This window comes from Seohaeicola nanhaiensis (assembly GCF_042654245.1).
GTDB classification, from domain to species: Bacteria; Pseudomonadota; Alphaproteobacteria; order Rhodobacterales; family Rhodobacteraceae; genus Seohaeicola_A; species Seohaeicola_A nanhaiensis.
This window is the reverse complement of record NZ_JBHSGI010000031.1, coordinates 159,329-175,441: the sequence shown is the minus strand read 5'-3', so window position 1 is coordinate 175,441 and position 16,113 is coordinate 159,329. Positions and strand designations below refer to the sequence as shown.

The 16,113-nt window shown below is 66.8% G+C and carries 16 protein-coding genes; 10 read left to right on the top strand and 6 right to left on the bottom strand.

The genetic code is table 11. The features are described 5' to 3' along the window. Nucleotides 1–189 precede the first annotated feature (189 nt). Entirely contained in the window at nucleotides 190–1,140 is a 951-nt protein-coding gene (locus tag ACFO5X_RS20600; RefSeq protein ID WP_380720661.1) for a GNAT family N-acetyltransferase, read from the top strand. 12 nt (nucleotides 1,141–1,152) lie between these two features. On the opposite strand, the gene ACFO5X_RS20595 is transcribed toward ACFO5X_RS20600, so the two are convergent. Together ACFO5X_RS20595 and ACFO5X_RS20590 are read right to left on the bottom strand one after the other, a co-directional pair. Further along, nucleotides 1,153–2,442, bottom strand: a complete 1,290-nt coding sequence (locus ACFO5X_RS20595; protein ID WP_380720658.1) for an NAD(P)/FAD-dependent oxidoreductase — start codon at nucleotides 2,440–2,442, stop codon at nucleotides 1,153–1,155. 16 nt (nucleotides 2,443–2,458) lie between these two features. After that, nucleotides 2,459–3,124 (bottom strand): haloacid dehalogenase type II, encoded by a 666-nt coding sequence (locus ACFO5X_RS20590; RefSeq protein ID WP_380720655.1) that lies wholly within the window; start codon nucleotides 3,122–3,124, stop codon nucleotides 2,459–2,461. A 220-nt stretch (nucleotides 3,125–3,344) separates the two neighbouring features. Here ACFO5X_RS20590 and ACFO5X_RS20585 point away from each other — a divergent pair, with 220 nt between their 5' ends. From ACFO5X_RS20585 to ACFO5X_RS20560, 6 genes are all read left to right on the top strand, one after another. After that, nucleotides 3,345–3,716 (top strand): cupin domain-containing protein, encoded by a 372-nt coding sequence (locus ACFO5X_RS20585; protein ID WP_380720652.1) that lies wholly within the window; start codon nucleotides 3,345–3,347, stop codon nucleotides 3,714–3,716. 100 nt (nucleotides 3,717–3,816) lie between these two features. Beyond that, nucleotides 3,817–4,665: a GNAT family N-acetyltransferase gene (locus tag ACFO5X_RS20580; RefSeq protein ID WP_380720649.1), complete on the top strand. Its 849-nt coding sequence runs from the start codon at nucleotides 3,817–3,819 to the stop codon at nucleotides 4,663–4,665. 17 nt (nucleotides 4,666–4,682) lie between these two features. After that, entirely contained in the window at nucleotides 4,683–6,056 is a 1,374-nt protein-coding gene (locus tag ACFO5X_RS20575) for an aspartate aminotransferase family protein (RefSeq protein ID WP_380720646.1), read from the top strand. Then, nucleotides 6,056–6,967: a 2-hydroxyacid dehydrogenase gene (locus ACFO5X_RS20570; RefSeq protein WP_380720643.1), complete on the top strand. Its 912-nt coding sequence runs from the start codon at nucleotides 6,056–6,058 to the stop codon at nucleotides 6,965–6,967. Before ACFO5X_RS20575 ends, ACFO5X_RS20570 begins: the two co-directional genes overlap by 1 nt. A gap of 88 nt (nucleotides 6,968–7,055) precedes the next feature. Continuing rightward, nucleotides 7,056–8,381 carry an NAD(P)/FAD-dependent oxidoreductase gene (locus ACFO5X_RS20565; protein WP_380720640.1) on the top strand — a complete coding sequence of 442 codons (1,326 nt, stop codon included), beginning with the start codon at nucleotides 7,056–7,058 and terminating at the stop codon, nucleotides 8,379–8,381. Nucleotides 8,382–8,425: 44 nt separating this feature from the next. Continuing rightward, a complete protein-coding gene (locus ACFO5X_RS20560; protein WP_380720637.1) occupies nucleotides 8,426–9,478 on the top strand; it encodes a tartrate dehydrogenase in 1,053 nt (350 codons plus the stop codon). Nucleotides 9,479–9,487: 9 nt separating this feature from the next. On the opposite strand, the gene ACFO5X_RS20555 is transcribed toward ACFO5X_RS20560, so the two are convergent. The 3 genes from ACFO5X_RS20555 to ACFO5X_RS20545 all read right to left on the bottom strand — a co-directional run bounded on the left by ACFO5X_RS20555 (nucleotide 9,488) and on the right by ACFO5X_RS20545 (nucleotide 11,589). Beyond that, complete coding sequence (locus ACFO5X_RS20555; RefSeq protein ID WP_380720634.1) at nucleotides 9,488–10,165, bottom strand: CoA transferase subunit B; 678 nt, start codon at nucleotides 10,163–10,165, stop codon at nucleotides 9,488–9,490. After that, nucleotides 10,165–10,884 carry a 3-oxoacid CoA-transferase subunit A gene (locus tag ACFO5X_RS20550; RefSeq protein ID WP_380720632.1) on the bottom strand — a complete coding sequence of 240 codons (720 nt, stop codon included), beginning with the start codon at nucleotides 10,882–10,884 and terminating at the stop codon, nucleotides 10,165–10,167. Before ACFO5X_RS20550 ends, ACFO5X_RS20555 begins: the two co-directional genes overlap by 1 nt. Before the next feature lie 108 nt (nucleotides 10,885–10,992). Continuing rightward, nucleotides 10,993–11,589: a nuclear transport factor 2 family protein gene (locus ACFO5X_RS20545; RefSeq protein WP_380720629.1), complete on the bottom strand. Its 597-nt coding sequence runs from the start codon at nucleotides 11,587–11,589 to the stop codon at nucleotides 10,993–10,995. A 173-nt stretch (nucleotides 11,590–11,762) separates the two neighbouring features. Between ACFO5X_RS20545 and mhpA the strand changes: the two genes are divergently transcribed. Next, a complete protein-coding gene (gene mhpA / locus ACFO5X_RS20540; protein WP_380720627.1) occupies nucleotides 11,763–13,376 on the top strand; it encodes a bifunctional 3-(3-hydroxy-phenyl)propionate/3-hydroxycinnamic acid hydroxylase MhpA in 1,614 nt (537 codons plus the stop codon). Here mhpA and ACFO5X_RS20535 read toward each other — a convergent pair. Further along, on the bottom strand, nucleotides 13,298–14,083 hold the full coding sequence (locus ACFO5X_RS20535) for a helix-turn-helix domain-containing protein (RefSeq protein WP_380720624.1): 786 nt from the start codon (nucleotides 14,081–14,083) through the stop codon (nucleotides 13,298–13,300). The two genes, mhpA and ACFO5X_RS20535, sit on opposite strands and share 79 nt — an antisense overlap. Nucleotides 14,084–14,237: 154 nt before the next feature. Here ACFO5X_RS20535 and ACFO5X_RS20530 point away from each other — a divergent pair, with 154 nt between their 5' ends. Together ACFO5X_RS20530 and ACFO5X_RS20525 are read left to right on the top strand one after the other, a co-directional pair. Beyond that, complete coding sequence (locus ACFO5X_RS20530; protein ID WP_380720621.1) at nucleotides 14,238–14,762, top strand: TRAP transporter small permease; 525 nt, start codon at nucleotides 14,238–14,240, stop codon at nucleotides 14,760–14,762. A gap of 21 nt (nucleotides 14,763–14,783) precedes the next feature. Then, nucleotides 14,784–16,085 carry a TRAP transporter large permease gene (locus ACFO5X_RS20525; protein ID WP_380720619.1) on the top strand — a complete coding sequence of 434 codons (1,302 nt, stop codon included), beginning with the start codon at nucleotides 14,784–14,786 and terminating at the stop codon, nucleotides 16,083–16,085. The last annotated feature ends 28 nt before the right edge of the window (nucleotides 16,086–16,113 follow it).

Here is a 16,113-nt window from a genome sequence, read left to right as displayed (position 1 = left end):
AACACCGCCCGGGCAAGCCGGAGTCCCCGTGCCGCGTCAGAAGTCCGTGCAAGCTTAGGGCCATCCGCACGCGGCAGAAAATTGCATCCTTCGCCGCCTTTCGGTGGAAATGTGCGTCGGAATCCGGTCAAATCGGGCCTGAGGGGCCCGGCCGGACGGTGCGCTGACAGAGGACAGGATTGGAAGCGAATGCAGGTCGAAGGCCCTTATGGCGACAGGGACAGCGCTGCGCGTTACAAGTCCTTCATGACCAGCGCCTCGCCCGATCCGGATGAACGTCTGAGGCTGGACAGTTACGAGGCCGACATCCAGCCGCTGGTCGCGTCGGACCGGGATTTGCTGCACGCGCTGACGGTTTCCGTATTCTGGCCGCACCGGGCTTCGGATCACGACATGCTGCTGTCTCTGGGCAAGGGCTACATCGCCCGCGACGAGATCGGCCGCCCCCTGGGGTCGGGCATGTATTTCCTGTCAGGCGAAGACTTTGCGATGCTTGGCATGATGGCCACCACGCCGCGTCTTCAGACTCAGGGCGTCGGCCGCGAGCTCCTGCGGCGTATCCTGCTCGATTGCGAGGGGCGCGATATCCGGCTGACGGCGACTCGTTCGGGGTTCCGGCTGTATCGCGACGCCGGTTTCGAAATCGTCGCGACGATCTGGCAGCAGCAGGGGATTGCACGGCTGGCGCATCTGCCGGCGCCGGTCGCCGGTCTGGAGGTGCGCCCATCGGAGCCCGCCGATCACGAGGCGATTGGTGCGCTGGACACCCGCGCCTATGGCGCCGACCGCCGCGTCACGAGGGCAGCGCTGTTGCGCGAGTCCACCGGCATTGTCGCGCTGCGCGACGGCGTGGTGAGCGGCTTTGCGCTGGCGCGTCCCTTTGGCAAGGGCACAGTGATCGGCCCGGTTGTGGCCGAAGACGACCAGATGGCGATGCAGCTTTGCGCGCCGCTGATCCGGCAGCACGAAGGCGGGTTCGTCCGGATGGACACACCGCAGCAAAGCGAACATTTCAAGGCCTTTCTGGCGGCCGCAGGGTTGGGTGTTTTCGACACCACAACCGAGATGCGGATCGGCCGTCAGCGGCGGGCCGAGACGGGCGCCATTCTCTACGGTCTTGCCGCGCACTCCCTGGGATAGCCCTCCGGGTCGTCAGGACAAACGGTCCTTCATGGCAAACCACATCCCGACCAGCGGCAGGAACCAGGGCTTGCCCGTGTGCAGCGGGATGGCCGGCCACTCGAGCCCGTCCAGCGGGTTCGTGTCCTTTCGCCCCAGGGCCATATCGGCCAGCGCCTGACCGATCAGCGTGGACAGCTGCGCGCCGTGGCCGGAATAGCCCATGCCGTAGATCATGCCCTCGGCCTCGCCCGCGCGCGGATAACGATCCTTGGTCATGCCGACCAGCCCGCCCCAGCAATAGTCCAGCTCTATATCGGCCAGCTGCGGGAAAATCCGGGCCATCGAGCGGCGCAACACCTGCCCGGAGAGGGCATCGGACTGCTGGTCTGAGGTGGCCGAAAAGCGGGCGCGCCCGCCGAAGATCAGGCGGTTGTCCGGTGACAGGCGGAAATAGTTGCCGATATTCATCGAGGTGACGCAGGTGCGGTTGCCCGGCATGGTCTCAGCGACCTCCTGCGGCGTCAGCGGCCGGGTGGCGACGATGAAAGAGCCAACCGAGATGATGCGCTTGCGGAAGTAGGCCAGCGGCGCCTTGGGCACGACGCCCGAATACGCGCCGGTTGCGACAATGATGCGGTCGGCAGTCAGCGTGCCGTCGGGCGTCTTCAGCGCCCAGCCGTTACCGGCGCGCTCGCGCGCGAGAAGGGGCGCGTGTTCCCAGATCAGGGCGCCATGACGGTGCGCGGCATCGGCCAGACCGGTGACATAACGGCCCATGTGCATCATCGCCGACTTGCCATAGAGCATCGCGCCGTGAAATTCCGGCGATCCGATCTCGTCCGCCAGCTCGGCCTTGTCCAGCCAGCACGTGTCGGGATCCACGTCGCGGTGGATCAGCTCGAATCCGCGCCGCAGCCCATCGACATGCGAGGCTCTGGAGGCCAGCTTGAGCTTGCCCGAGCGGCGGAAATTGCAGGCGATGCCTTCGTCGGCGATCACGTTTTCGATCATGTCGATCGAACGGTCATAAGCCTTGTACAGCGCGCGGGCCCGCTCCGGTCCGAGATGCGCCTTTGCCTCGGCATAGCCATGCGCCATGCCATTGTTGAGATGACCGCCGTTGCGGCCCGACCCGCCGGCGCCGACATGGGCGGCCTCCAGCACCGCGACGCTGACGCCCGCTCGGGCAAGACGCAGCGCCGCGTTCAGCCCGGTAAAGCCGCCGCCAATGACCGCGACATCGACCTTTCCGGTTACGGGCCCCCTCTGGGCCTGGGCAAAAACAGGGGCCGTGTCGTGCCAGTAGGACGTGAATTGCATCAAAGCCTCCGGGGTGTCAGAGACCCACAACCGCGGCCAGTCCGGAAACATCCTTGATCTCGGTGTAGCCGTAATAGGGGTTGGCCGGTTCGTGGCCACGGTTGACCCAGACCTTGTTCTTTATGCCGAGATCATGCGCCGTCATCAGGTCGTAGCGGAAGCTGGACGAGACGTGCAGCACGTCCTCTGGACCACAGCCCAGGGTGTCGAACAGATACTCGAACGCCTTCATATGCGGCTTGTAGGCCCCTGCGCTTTCCGCAGTGCAGACATGGGCGATGGGGGCGCCGAGTTTTGCGATGTTGTGCGGGATCTGCGCGTTCATCGAATTGGTCAGGGCTACCAGCGGGATCTTGTCGCCGATCTTGGCCAGACCCGCAGGAACGTCCGGATGCGGACCCCAGGTCGGCACACGCGCATAGATCTCTTCGGCCACCGCCGGGTCGAAGGCAATGCCGTTGCGCTTGCAGGTGCGTTCAAGCGCGTTGTGGACGACCTCGGCATAAGGCTTCCAGGCGCCCAGCACTTCATCCAGCCGGTAGGCCGAGAAATTGGCGACAAAGGCGTCCATCTGCTCGGGCGACAGCTGCTCGGCGTAGTGATCGCGCGCGGCGCCTTCCATGTTGAAGAAGATCATCGTGCCATGGCAGTCGAAGGTGATGAACTTGGGACGGACGGTCATGGGTCTCTCCGGGCGTTGCGTTGGCTACATGTTCGTCGCCTTCGCGCCGAAGGGCTTGCCGCGTTTTCCCGAACGCGAGCATTAAATTGCGATTATCGCGCGCGATCCGGCATGACCTGCCGCCGGGGCGGAGTCTTTGGTCTGCATCGCCGGGCAAACTGGTGCAGTCTGCAGGAATGCATGACGCGCCTCTTCGGCGCTACAAGAGAAAGCACGCACCATGGCCCTTATCGTCCCGCTCGACACCGCCCCCGCATTCGCGCCGCGCGAAGATGTGGCGGACCCGGACCGCCTGATCGAAGGCGCGCCCACCTTTCGCACCTGGGCTTTGGACGAGGTACTGGCCGGCGGGTCCCGGGTCGACTCGGGCATTTGGGAAGCCACGCCCGGAACGACAAAGTCGATAAAGGGCGAAGCCTTCGAATTCTGCCACATCCTCTCGGGCCGCGCCGAGATCACCGAAGACGGCGGCGCCACATATACCTTTGGCGCGGGCGACAGCTTTCTGATGAAACCGGGATTTACCGGCCAGTGGAAGACGCTCGAGACGCTGCGCAAGATCTACGTCTTCGTGTCGCCGCCTGACGCCTGAAGGCGCCGCGCCTCGGCAAGGCGAGAAGTGGCCCGCCCGCATCAGAATGAAACTGCCGCCCGCAAGGATCTCAGCTCGGGCCAAACGGAACGGAACTCGCATGACTGCCCCACGTCCCCGCCCGGCCACGCAGCCCGACGACGATATCCGGATCGTCCCCTTCGAGGACGCTCACCTGCACGGCGCGCTGCGCCTGTCCGCCCAGGCCGGGTGGCCCCATCGCGCCGACGACTGGCAGCTCACGCGGTCGGTCTCCGAAGGGGTCGTGGCGCTGCTCGGTGACGATGTGGTGGGGACAGCGCTGTGCTCGCTCCTCGGCGACGTGGCAATGATCAACATGATCATCGTCGACGCTCGAATGCGCGGGCGCGGGTTGGGTCGGGCGCTGATGGACCGGGTCATTCCCCTTGGCGGGGCGCGCGAATTGCGGCTGGTCGCCACCGAAGACGGACGGCCTTTGTATGAAAAACTGGGGTTCCTGCCTTGCGGAGAGGTGCGCAAACACCAGGGCACCGCGCAGGATGCGCGGCCCGAGTTGCCGATACGGACCGGCGACGCGCAGGATGTGCCCGCGCTGGCGGCGCTGGATCAGCAGGCTTCGGGGATGTCGCGGGCCGGTTTGCTGGCGACGATCGCCGCGCGCGGCGAAGTGCTGCGCAGCGACGACGGCGGGTTCGCCTTGCTGCGCGATTTCGGGCAGGGGCGGGTGCTTGGGCCGGTTGTCGCGCGGGACGCGGCCCATGCAGCGGCGCTGATGGCCGAGGCCGCACACCGCTGCGCCGGGCAGCATATGCGCGTCGACCTGCCGGGCGACGCAGGGCTCGGCGAGACTGCAACGCGGCTGGGACTGGCGCTTGCGGGCGTCAGCACCGCCATGAATCGAGGCGCGAAAGACCGCGCGCCCTCGGACTTCAAGACCTTCGGGCTTGTGTCGCAGGCACTTGGTTAATTCGAATGGGACAGATCATGTTGACCAACTCTCTGCACGAGCTGGATCGCCAGCACCTCATTCACCCGGTCTCGTCATTCCGGGGCCACGAGGCGCGCGGCGTCCGCGTTCTGAGGTCGGCCAAGGGTGCGACCCTGACCGACGACACCGGGCGCGAGCTGCTGGACGGCTTCGCGGGCCTGTGGTGCGTGAACGCCGGATACGGTCACGAAAGCATCGTCGAGGCGGCGGCCGAACAGATGCGCCGGCTGCCCTATGCCACGGGCTATTTCGATCTGGGATCCGAGCCGCCGATCCGTCTGGCCGCCGCGCTGGCCGAGCGGGCTCCGGGCGATCTGAACCACGTCTATTTCACCCTGGGCGGCTCCGATGCGGTGGACAGTACGATCCGGTTCGTCCGGTATTACTGGCACGCCCGGGGGCAGGCCGACCGCGACCAGTTCATCTCGGTGGAGCAGGGCTATCACGGGTCAACCACGATGGGAGCGGGCCTGACCGCGCTGCCGGGCTTTCATGACGGATTCGGCGTCCCCTACGCCTGGCAGCACAAGATCTCGTCGCATTACCTCTACCGCAATCCGCTGGGCGACGACCCGCAGGCGGTCATCGCCGCTTCGGTGGCCGAGCTGCGCGCCAAGGTGGACGAGATCGGCGCCGACCGTGTGGCGGCCTTCTATGTCGAGCCGATTCAGGGGTCAGGCGGCGTGCTGGTTCCGCCACCCGGCTGGCTCAAGGCCATGCGCGATCTCTGTGCCGAGCTGGGCATCCTCTTCATCGCCGACGAGGTCATCACCGGATTTGGCCGCACCGGGCCGATCTTTGCCTGCGCCGATGAAGGCATCGTGCCCGACCTGCTGACCTGCGCCAAGGGGTTGACCTCGGGCTATGTGCCGATGGGGGCGGTGCTGATGTCGGATCACGTCTACCAGGTCATCGCCGAAGGGGCCGGCGCCCGGGCAATCGGCCACGGGTTTACCTATTCGGCGCATCCGGTCTCGGCCGCCGTGGCGTTGGAGGTGCTGGCGCTCTACGAGGGCGGCATATTCGAAAACGGCATCCGCGCCGGGAAACGGCTGATGGCCGGGCTCGAGACATTGCGCGATCATCCGCTGGTCGGCGATGTGCGCGGGCGCGGGATGCTGGCGGCGTTGGAACTCGTCACCGACAAGGCGAAAAAAACGCCGCTGCCGGCCGACATGCAGCCCGCCACGCGGCTCTTCGACCGCGCGTGGGAGCAGGGGCTGGTGATCCGGTCCTTCGCCCAGGGCATTTTCGGCTATGCGCCGCCGCTCTGCTGTACCGAGGCAGAGATCGACGAGATCGTGGCCCGAACCCGCCGGGTTCTGGATCTCACGCTCGACGATCCGGAACTGCGCGGTGTGGTGCGCTGATGGCCCTGCTGTTCTTGTCCAAACCCGAACGCGCGGCCGTCTGGGCCGAGGTCTTCGCCGAGGCGGGCGAAGCGCTTGTCATCGGCGAAGAGGCGGTAACCGATCCCGCAGCGATCACCCATCTCTTGTGCTGGATGCCACCGAAGGATTTGCGCCGCTACCCCAACCTGCGCGTCGTGATCAGCGCCGGCGCGGGGGTGGACCAGATGCCGCCCATGCCCCAGGGCGTGGAACTGGTGCGCACGCTCGATCCTGGGATCGAGGAGATGGTGCGCGACTGGGTGGTGATGGCCACGCTGATGCTGCACCGCCGGATGAAGGACTATCTGGCGCAGGCCGAGCAGGGTCTGTGGAAGGCGCAGGAGACCGTCCATGCCCGAACCGCGCGCGTGGGGATCATGGGGATGGGCCGGATCGGCACGCTGGCGGCGGAAACCCTCGGCGCGCTGGGGTTCAGGGTCAGCGGCTGGTCGCGTTCGGGCCGTGCGGCGGCGGGCGTTCCGGTGTTCGACGCCTCGGGGACCGATGACTTCCTGGCGCAGAGCGACATTCTCGTCTGTCTGCTGCCACTGACCGACCAGACGCGCGGTATCCTGAACGCCGACCTCTTCGCCAGACTGCCCGCGGGCGCGGCGCTGGTTCATGCCGGGCGCGGGGCGCAGCTGGACATGGACGCGATGCGCGCCGCGCTGGACCGGGGCGCGCTGCGCTCCGCGATGCTGGACGTGACCAACCCCGAACCATTGCCGGCCGATCACTGGGCCTGGCGCGATCCGCGCGTGATCATCACCCCACATGTGGCGGCGGAAACGGATCACCGGACCGGGGCGCTTCATGCACTCTCGGTGATCCGGGCAACGCGCGAGAACCGCCCATTGCCGGGGCGCGTCGATCCGGGCCGAGGGTATTGAGCGCGGGTCGCGGCGCCTGATTCAGTGCCGCGATTTCCGGGACCACCCGGCCACCAATGCGCCCGATTGCGCACCTGCGGAGACCACGATGCCAGCGCCGCTGAAGAAAATAACCACGACCGAGGACCTTCCCGATACCGCCGACTGCGTGGTGATCGGCGCCGGAATCGTCGGCGTCTGCACGGCCTATTGGCTCGCGCGATCCGGCCTGAAGGTCGCCCTGCTGGAAAAGGGCCTTGTCGGGGCCGAGCAGTCCAGCCGGAACTGGGGCTGGTGCCGCCAACAGAACCGCGACGCGCGCGAACTGCCGCTCTCGACCCGCAGCCTGGCGCTCTGGGACGAGATGATGCAGGACATTGGCCCCGGCCTCGGCTTTCGCCGCTGCGGGCTGCTCTATCTCTCCGACAACCCCGCCGAGATCGAGGGTTGGGCGGCCTGGGGCCGGTTCGCTCGGGGCGAGGGTGTGGACACCCGTATGCTGAGCGCGGCCGAAGCCACGGAACGGGGCGCTGTCACGGGGAAAGCCTGGGCCGGCGGCGTCTGGTCGCCGACCGATGGCATCGCCGACCCCGCCAGCGCGGCGCCGCTGATCGCGCAGGGCGTGGAGCGGCATGGCGGCGTGGTCATCCAGAGATGCGCCGCGCGCGGGATCGAAACCCAGGCGGGGGCGGTCTCGGCCGTGGTCACCGAACGCGGGGTCATCCGGACGCCGCAGGTCGTGATGGCGGGCGGCGCCTGGTCGGGGAGTTTCCTGCACCAGTCGGGTATCTTCTTTCCGCAGGCCTCGATACGCAGTTCGATCCTGTCTGTGGCGCCGGGCGCCAAGGGGCTGCCGCCGGCCCTGCATACCGCAACCGTGACCGCGACCCGCCGGGGCGATGGCGGCTATACGCTGGCGATCTCGGGGAAGGGCTGTGTCGACCCGACGCCGCGCATGATCCGCAACGGCCGGCATTTCCTGCCGATGTTCGCCAGACGCTGGCGGTCGCTGGTCCCCGGCGGCGTGCAGGCCTGGAAATCAGGCTTCGAGACCATGGCGACCTGGGACCTGGATCGCGAGACGCCGATGGAGCGCGTGCGGATTCTCGACCCGCGACCCTCGCAGGCCATCGTGAACGACACGCTGGCCCGCGCGCGCCGCATGTTCCCCGACCTTCAGGCCATACCCCTTCAGGCAAGCTGGGCGGGCTACATCGACAGCACCCCCGACGGCGTGCCGGTAATTGACAACGACATCGGCATTCCCGGTCTGACCCTGGCCTCCGGCCTGTCCGGACACGGGTTCGGCATCGGGCCGGGCGTGGGCCATCTGGTGGCCGACCTGGTACTTGGACGGACCCCCATCGCCGAGACGGCGCAATACCGTCTGGCCCGGTTCGGGACGTCCCAGTGGGGCAAGGTCTCGAAATTCTGAACCAGATCGCTACCGATCGATCCGTCATGACAAAGGAAGCTGACATGAACACATATCAAATCGCCCTGATCCCCGGAGACGGCATCGGCATCGACGTCATCGACGCGGCCATGGTGGTCATGAATGCGGCCGCCGGCCGGCATCGCTTCGCCCTTGAAACGCAACGCTTTCCCTGGTCCTGCGACCATTACCTCAAGACCGGCGCGATGATGCCCGAGGATGGCATCGAAACCCTGCGGCCTTTCGATGCCATCTTCCTGGGGGCGGTGGGCTGGCCTGCGACGGTGCCCGACGCCGTGTCGTTGCACGGGCTGTTGCTGCCGATCCGCAAGGCCTTCAACCAATATGCCAATATCCGCCCGCATCGTTTGCTGGCCGGGGTGGAGGGACCGCTTAAGGCGGAAGGCTTTGACATCCTGTGCATCCGCGAGAACACCGAAGGTGAATACTCCGGCGCGGGCGGGCGGGTGCATCAGGGCCGCGACAATGAAGTGGCGGTGGAAACGTCGATCTTCACGCGGGAGGGGGTGGAACGCATCCTGCGCTTTGGCTTCGAGCAGGCCCGGGCGCGGCGGCGGCATCTCACGTCGGTCACCAAGTCGAACGCTCAGAAATATTCGATGGTGTTCTGGGACGAGATCACACGCGAACTGGCCGCCGACTATCCGGATGTGACGGTCAGCCATATGCATATCGACGCGATGGCAGCCAAGATGGTCATGAACCCGCAGGATCTCGACGTGGTGGTCGCATCGAACCTGTTCGGCGACATCCTGACCGATCTCGGGGCGGCGATACAGGGCGGCCTCGGCTTTGCCGCTTCTGCCAATATCTGCCCCGACCGCAGCGCGCCGTCGATGTTCGAACCGGTGCACGGATCGGCCCCGGATATCGCGGGCAAGAATATCGCCAATCCGATTGCGGCAATCTGGTCGGGCGCCCAGATGCTGGACCACCTCGGCGAGACCGGGGCCGCTGCCGATGTGCTCTCGGCCATCGAGGGGGCGACCCGGCAGGGCATCGGCACGCGTCCCGGCCGGAACTCCACCGTCGAGATCACGGCAGCGGTGGTCGCCGCGCTTGGCGGCAGAGCCTGAGGCCGGTCGTCAGTCCAGATCCGGCACGATCAGGTCGGCGAGTGTGCGATCGACCGTCAGCGGGGCGCCGGTGACGGCCTGCAATTCGTCAAAGGACATGCCGGGCAGCTTCTCGCGCAGGATGAACCGGTCCTCGCCGATGTCGACGACGGCCAGCGAGGTATAGACGCGCGTCACGCAGCCCAGCCCGGTCAGCGGAAAGCTGCAGCGCTCCACGAGCTTCGGCTTGCCGTCCTTGGTGACGTGGTCGGTCACCACTGCGACACGCTTGGCGCCATGCACAAGGTCCATCGCGCCACCCACGGCCGGAACACCCTTGGACCCCGCGCGCCAGTTGGCCAGATCGCCGTTCTGCGCCACCTGGAAGGCGCCGAGGACGGCCAGATCGAGATGCCCGCCGCGCACCATGGCAAAGCTGTCGGCATGGTGAAAGAAGGCCGCACCGGGGTTGAGGGTGACCGCCTTCTTGCCGGCGTTGATCAGATCCCAGTCTTCCGCGCCGGGGGCCGGTTCGGGACCGAATCCAAGAATCCCGTTCTCGGTGTGATAGATCACCTCCCGTCCCTCTGGCTGGAACTTGGCGATCATCTCGGGAAAGCCGATCCCGAGGTTCACATAGGCGCCATCCTCGATATCCTGGGCGGCGCGCCAGGCGATCTGGGCGTTGGACAGTTTGGTCAGGGACATCAGGCTACCGCTCCCGAGCGCACGAGCACTTCTTCCTGTTGTGGGTCGGACACCTCGACAAGGCTGTCCACGAAGATCCCGGGGGTGACCACCGTTTCGGGGTCGATCCCGCCCGGTTCGACGATTTGGCTGACCTGCGCGATGGTGCGCCTGGCGGCCATCGCCATCAGCGGGTTGAAGTTCCGCCCCGCCAGCCGGTAGGTCAGATTGCCCATCCGGTCCCCGGTCTGCCCCTTGATCAGCGCGACATCGGCCTTCAGCCAGCGTTCGCGGACGTATTGCCGGCCCTCGAAGGTCTCGACCGGCTTGCCCTCGGCCAGTTCGGTGCCGACCGAGGCCGGGGTATAAAAGGCCGGGATGCCGGCACCGCCGGCGCGGATGCGCTCGGCGAGGGTGCCCTGCGGGACCAGCTCAAGCTCGATGTCCCCCGCGAGGTATTTCTCGTTGAAGGCCTCGGCGTTGGACGAGCGCGGGAAGGAACAGATCATCTTGCGCACCATGCCCGCCTTGATCATCGCGGCGATGCCGATGCTGCCGTTGCCTGCATTGTTGTTGACGATCGTAAGGTCGCCCGGCGCGCCGGTCTCGCGAAAGCGCGCGATCAGCGCGTGAATCAGCTCGATCGGTGCGCCGGATCCGCCGAAACCGCCGATCATCACCGTGGCGCCGCTTTCGATCCCGGCAACGGCCTCTGCGGGCGAGGAAAGAGTCTTGTCCAAGAATACCGCCTTTTCTGACTGCTGCGCTCCGGGCCTGTTTAGGAAGAGCAGGCCCGGCTGTATAGCGATTTTGCACGCATATCGAGGTTGGATGGCATGGTCCCGGGGTCAGTCCGTCGCCAGCCAGGCCTCGCTTTCGGCGCGATAGGCCTCTGCGGCGGGGCTGCCATCGGTCAGGATCCCGGGCACGAGCGCCTTGCCCATGTCGAGCAGGCGGTGACCGATGAACCGATAGGCCTCGGGCACCGCCGAGAAATCGGTCTCGGCCATCAACCGGTCGAAATCGGGGCCGGGGATCACCGGATCGAAACGGTCCTTCTCGTAGACCGCCACCCGCCGGGCGATGCGCCACGCGCCGTCATGGCGGACCAGCCGGTCGATGAAACGCGCATAGGACAGATTGTCGACCGCGACGCCCGAGATCACCGCGCGGCCCAGGATCTGGATTGTGGTCTCGGCCAGGGCGCGGTCTCCGTTCAGCTCGATCACCGGTGTGCCGATCAGGTGCTTGGTCCGCGGACCCTCCTGCTTGAAGGTCCTGCGGCTGGCCTCGACAAATCCCCGCGCGCTGCCGGAATACCAGGTCACATGCATCTCGCCCTCCGGGGTATAGCACGCCTCGAGCACATCCCAGCGGCCCTGATCGCGCGCCAGTCCCCAGCGTTGCATCAGCTGCCCGACCTCGATCATGTCCGCGGCGCTCATGGGCATCCTCCTCTTCCCGGTGGAGATGTCCTAGCATTGGCACAGCGCGCCGTCCCCGGTGGCCCCGGCCTCAGTCCGCAGAGTGGACAGCAAGGCCGTAACCGTGGACCCTTGGGGGCGGGGCCGGTGTAACGCTATCCCATCACGCGACCCCAGACCGGAAGGACCGCCGCATGCAGACCTACCCCGCCGAGATGCCCGTTGTCATCGTGGGCGCCGGACCCTGCGGTCTGACGCTGGCGAACCTGCTGGTGACGATGGGCGTCGACTGCCTCGTGCTCGAGCGCGAGCCGGGGCCGATGAACCTGCCACGCGCCATCGTGCTCGACGACGAAGGCGCGCGGACCTTGCAGGTCTTCGGGCTGGACCGCAGCTATGTCGCCGGAACGCTGCCCGGCGAGGGGTCGCGCTATTACAATGACGCCGGGCACTGTTTCGCCGAAACCGGGCGTGGCCCGCGCACCTACGGCTTTCCCAAGCGCAACTTCATCTATCAGCCCCAATTCGAAACCGCGCTGCGCGATGCGCTGGTGACGCGCGCGCCGGACGTCCTGCGCTTTGGGTCGGATGTAACGGACGTGCGGCAGGGTCCGTCAGGCGCCGAGGTGCATGTCACGGGGCCGGACGGGCAGCCGCATGTGATCCGGGCCCAGTGGGTCGCGGCCTGCGACGGCGGCCGCTCGCCGATCCGCGAACGGCTTGGCATCCCGATGAGCGGCGAGACCTATGCGCAGGACTGGATCGTTCTGGATACCAAGGACGACCCGGACAGCGCGCCGTTTTCGCGCTTCTTCTGTTCCAGCTCGCGGCCACATGTCTCGATCCCCGCCCCCAACGGCGGGCGGCGCTACGAATTCATGCTGCTGCCCGGCGAGACGCGCGCGGCGGTGCTGGAACCCGCTTTCCTGGCCGACCTCCTGCAACCGTTCCGGCCCTACGACGAGGCGATGATACTGCGCAAGACGGTCTATACCTTCCACGCCCGTATCGCCGAGCGCTTCCGCGAGGGACGGATCCTGCTGCTGGGCGACGCCGCCCACCTGACCCCGCCCTTCGCGGGGCAGGGGATGAACGCGGGGCTGCGCGATGCGCATAACGTCGCCTGGAAGATCGCGGCGCATCTGGCCGGGGCCGATCCGGCGATACTCGACAGCTACGAGACCGAGCGGCGCAAACCGGCCTGGGACATGATCCAGCTTGCCGTCGCGATGGGTGACATCGTGATGCCCGCCGGCGCCTCGCAGGTGGCCTTCCGCGACCTGCTGATGCAGGCGCTCGACCCCTTTCCGGCAGTGAAGGACTATCTGATCCAGATGCGCTTCAAGCCGCGCCCGCGCTATGCCGACGGCCTGTTCCTCGGCCTCGGGCACGCGGAATTCGAGTCCGATCTGGTCGGAGAGATGATCCCCCAGCCCGATCTCGCGGAGGGCGCGGGCAAGCTGGACGACCTGCTGGGGCCGGGCTTTGCCCTGATCGCGCAGGGCGAGGCGGGGTTTCAGGCCGCCAAGGCCATCGGGCGGGACAGCTTTCTGGGATTGCCGCTCAGCCTCGTGCCCCTTGCCGGCCGGACCGGGGGCGGACATGTCCTGGCCGAGGAAGCCGCTGCGCGCCCCCTGCGGACGCATCGGGGCCAGGTTCTTCTGATCCGCCCCGACCGCTACTGCGCCGCCGCCTTCTGGCCGGAAGCCCTCGCCGAAGGCCTGCAGCGTTACGAGGCGCTGTTTTCCGCCGCGGCCGAGCGTTCCGAGGCAATGACCGAGGCGGTTTCGATCAGCGCGGCCCGATAGCGAGTAAGCGCCTCTTCAAACCCCATGGCCGAGGCGATCCAGATCAGGGTAAGCGACGCGATGACCCTGTCACCCTGCATGACCGGCGCCGACAGGCTCATCGTGTGGTCGTTGAACCCGCCGCTGCGATAGCCGACACCCAGACTCCGGCAGCGCTCGATCACATAGTCGAGCGAGGCGCGGTCCTCCATCATCCCACCGCCGGTCTCGCCCCGCACCGCAAGCCCGGCAAGGATCTGTTCACGCTCGGCGTCGGGACAGAAGGCAAGCCAGGCGCGCCCGCCCGACGTCAGGGTCACGGGCATGTCGCGCCCGACCACCCCGATGTCGATGGAAAACGGGCTGATGTTATGCGTCGATTCCCGCACCACCATCCGGTAGTCGTGGAAGGTCGCAAGGTCGATGGGCCAGAGCACCCGCCGGCCAAGCTTCATCATGTGCGGAACCGCGGTCTGGGCCACCCAATCCTCATCCCGAAACCCGGAACTCAGCGATTTCGTCTGCAGGGTCGGCCGCCACGTATCGTCCGAAGGCGAGCGGGTGACAAAGCCCAGCTCTTCCAGAGTTTCGAGCAGACGGTAGGCCGTGGGCCGCGGCATTCCGGTGATCCTGGCGACCACATTGGCCTTCAGCCCGTTGTGGGCATTGAGGGCCTGGAGGATCTCCAGCCCCCGCTGCAGTGCGCGGACGCGGGCAAAGGTGGACATCGGGCACTCCTTTCACTGTCCGTCAGGTGAACGGCTATCGCCGGGATGGTCAGCCATGTCGCGATGAATGTCCATCAGGTGAACAGATCGCAGCCAACCCTGTCTCCTGGCACGAAATCCTTCACCCTGTCAGACAAGGGAGAGGGAGGAACGCATGAACGGTCTGGAACGGCAGGTGCGCAGCGGCGCCCGGGGACTTGCGCTGATCGGTCTGGCAGGGCTGCTCGTGCTGGCGATTATGACGACCCTCGACGTGCTCCTGCGCTGGCTCTTCGCCGCGCCGCTGCACGGCGTCAACGATGTAAGCGCCGTGGTGATGGCGGTCGTCGTCGCGGCCTGCATTCCGGCGAACCTCGCCTTCAAGCAGAACATCACGGTCAACGTGCTGGGCGCCTTTCTCGGCGTCCGGGCAGAGCGCTGTTTCGAGGTTCTGGCCAGCCTGCTCACGCTGATCTTCGTCGGGCTGATGGCCTGGCAGTTCGTGCCCTATGCCGCCGGACTGAAGGAGACGGGCGAGCAGACCTGGGTTCTGGCCTGGCCGGTCTGGCCATGGTGGGCCTGCGCCGCCGCGCTGCTCTGCCTCGCCACGCTGGTGCAGGTGATGGTGCTGGTCGAGGACGTTAGGGCGCTGGTCACCGGCGGCCGGGGTGTTCCGGGCGACGCGCCGCCCGCGGTCTGAACGTTCAAGAAAGGCCCCGACATGGACCCGCTTCTGCTCGCCCTCATCGGCTTTGTCGTCATGCTGGGCCTCATCGCCGTGCATGTGCCCATCGGCATCGCCATGGCCCTGGTCGGCGTCACCGGCTTTGGCATCCTCGTCGGCTGGGCCCCGGCGCTGTCGCTGATGGCGAGCGAGCCCGCCGCGGCCATGGCGAACCTCGATCTGGCGGTGATCCCGCTGTTCATGCTGATGGGAAGCCTCGCCGCGGCGGGCGGGCTGGCCGGGGACATCTACAACCTCGCTGGCGCGCTGGTGGGGCACCGCAAGGGCGGGCTGGCCACCACGACCGTCCTGGCCTGTGCCGGGTTCGGCGCGGTCTGCGGCTCGGGCGTGGCGACCACGGCAACCTTCGGGCGGGTAGCGCTGCCCGAGATGCTGGGGCGCAAATACGGCCCGGCGCTGGCGACGGGCTCCATCGCGGCCGGCGGCACGCTGGGAATCATCGTGCCGCCCTCGGGCATCATGATCCTCTATTCGGTGCTGACCGAACAATCGGTGATCTCCCTGTTCTCGGCCGCGATCGTGCCCGCGATCCTGGCCGTGCTGTTCTACTACATCGCCGTCCGGGTTACCGTGGCGCTGCGTCCCGAGGTCGGTCCGGCGGGCGAAAAGATGTCCTGGCCCGAGCGCTGGCAGGCGATCCGCCAGGGCTGGGGCGTGATCCTGCTGGCGGTCACCGTGCTGGGCGGGATCTATTCCGGCATCTTCACCGTGAACGAGGCGGCGGCGGTCGGCGTCGTCATCGCCTTCGTCTTCGCGCTGATCCGGCGGCGGCTCGGATGGACATCCTTCCTGGGCGTCCTCGCGGAATCGAGTGCCTCGACCGCGATGGTCTATATCATGGTCTTCGGCGCGACGATCTTCTCGTATTTCGTCGCCGTCTCGGGGGCCGCGGCCTTCCTCGTGGACGGCATCAGCGGCCTCGCCATCCCGCCGCTGGGTGTGATCTTCCTGCTGCTGCTGCTTTACATCTTCCTCGGCGCTTTCTTCGACGAGATCGCGGCAATGGTCATCACGCTCCCCTTCGTGATCCCGGTGATCCAGCACCTTGGCTACGATCTGGTCTGGTGGGGGATCATCAACGTCGTCGTCATCGGCATCGGGATGATCACGCCGCCCATCGGCATCAACGTCATGGTGCTGAACGCGATGCAAAGCGCCACCAGGCTGACCACGATCTACCGGGGGATCGTGCCCTTCCTGATCGCCGACCTGATCCGCCTGGCAATCCTGACGCTGTGGCCGGAACTCACCCTCTGGCTGCCCTCGGTGATGCACTGAGTCCGCAGAACGGACACATCCCGATCCG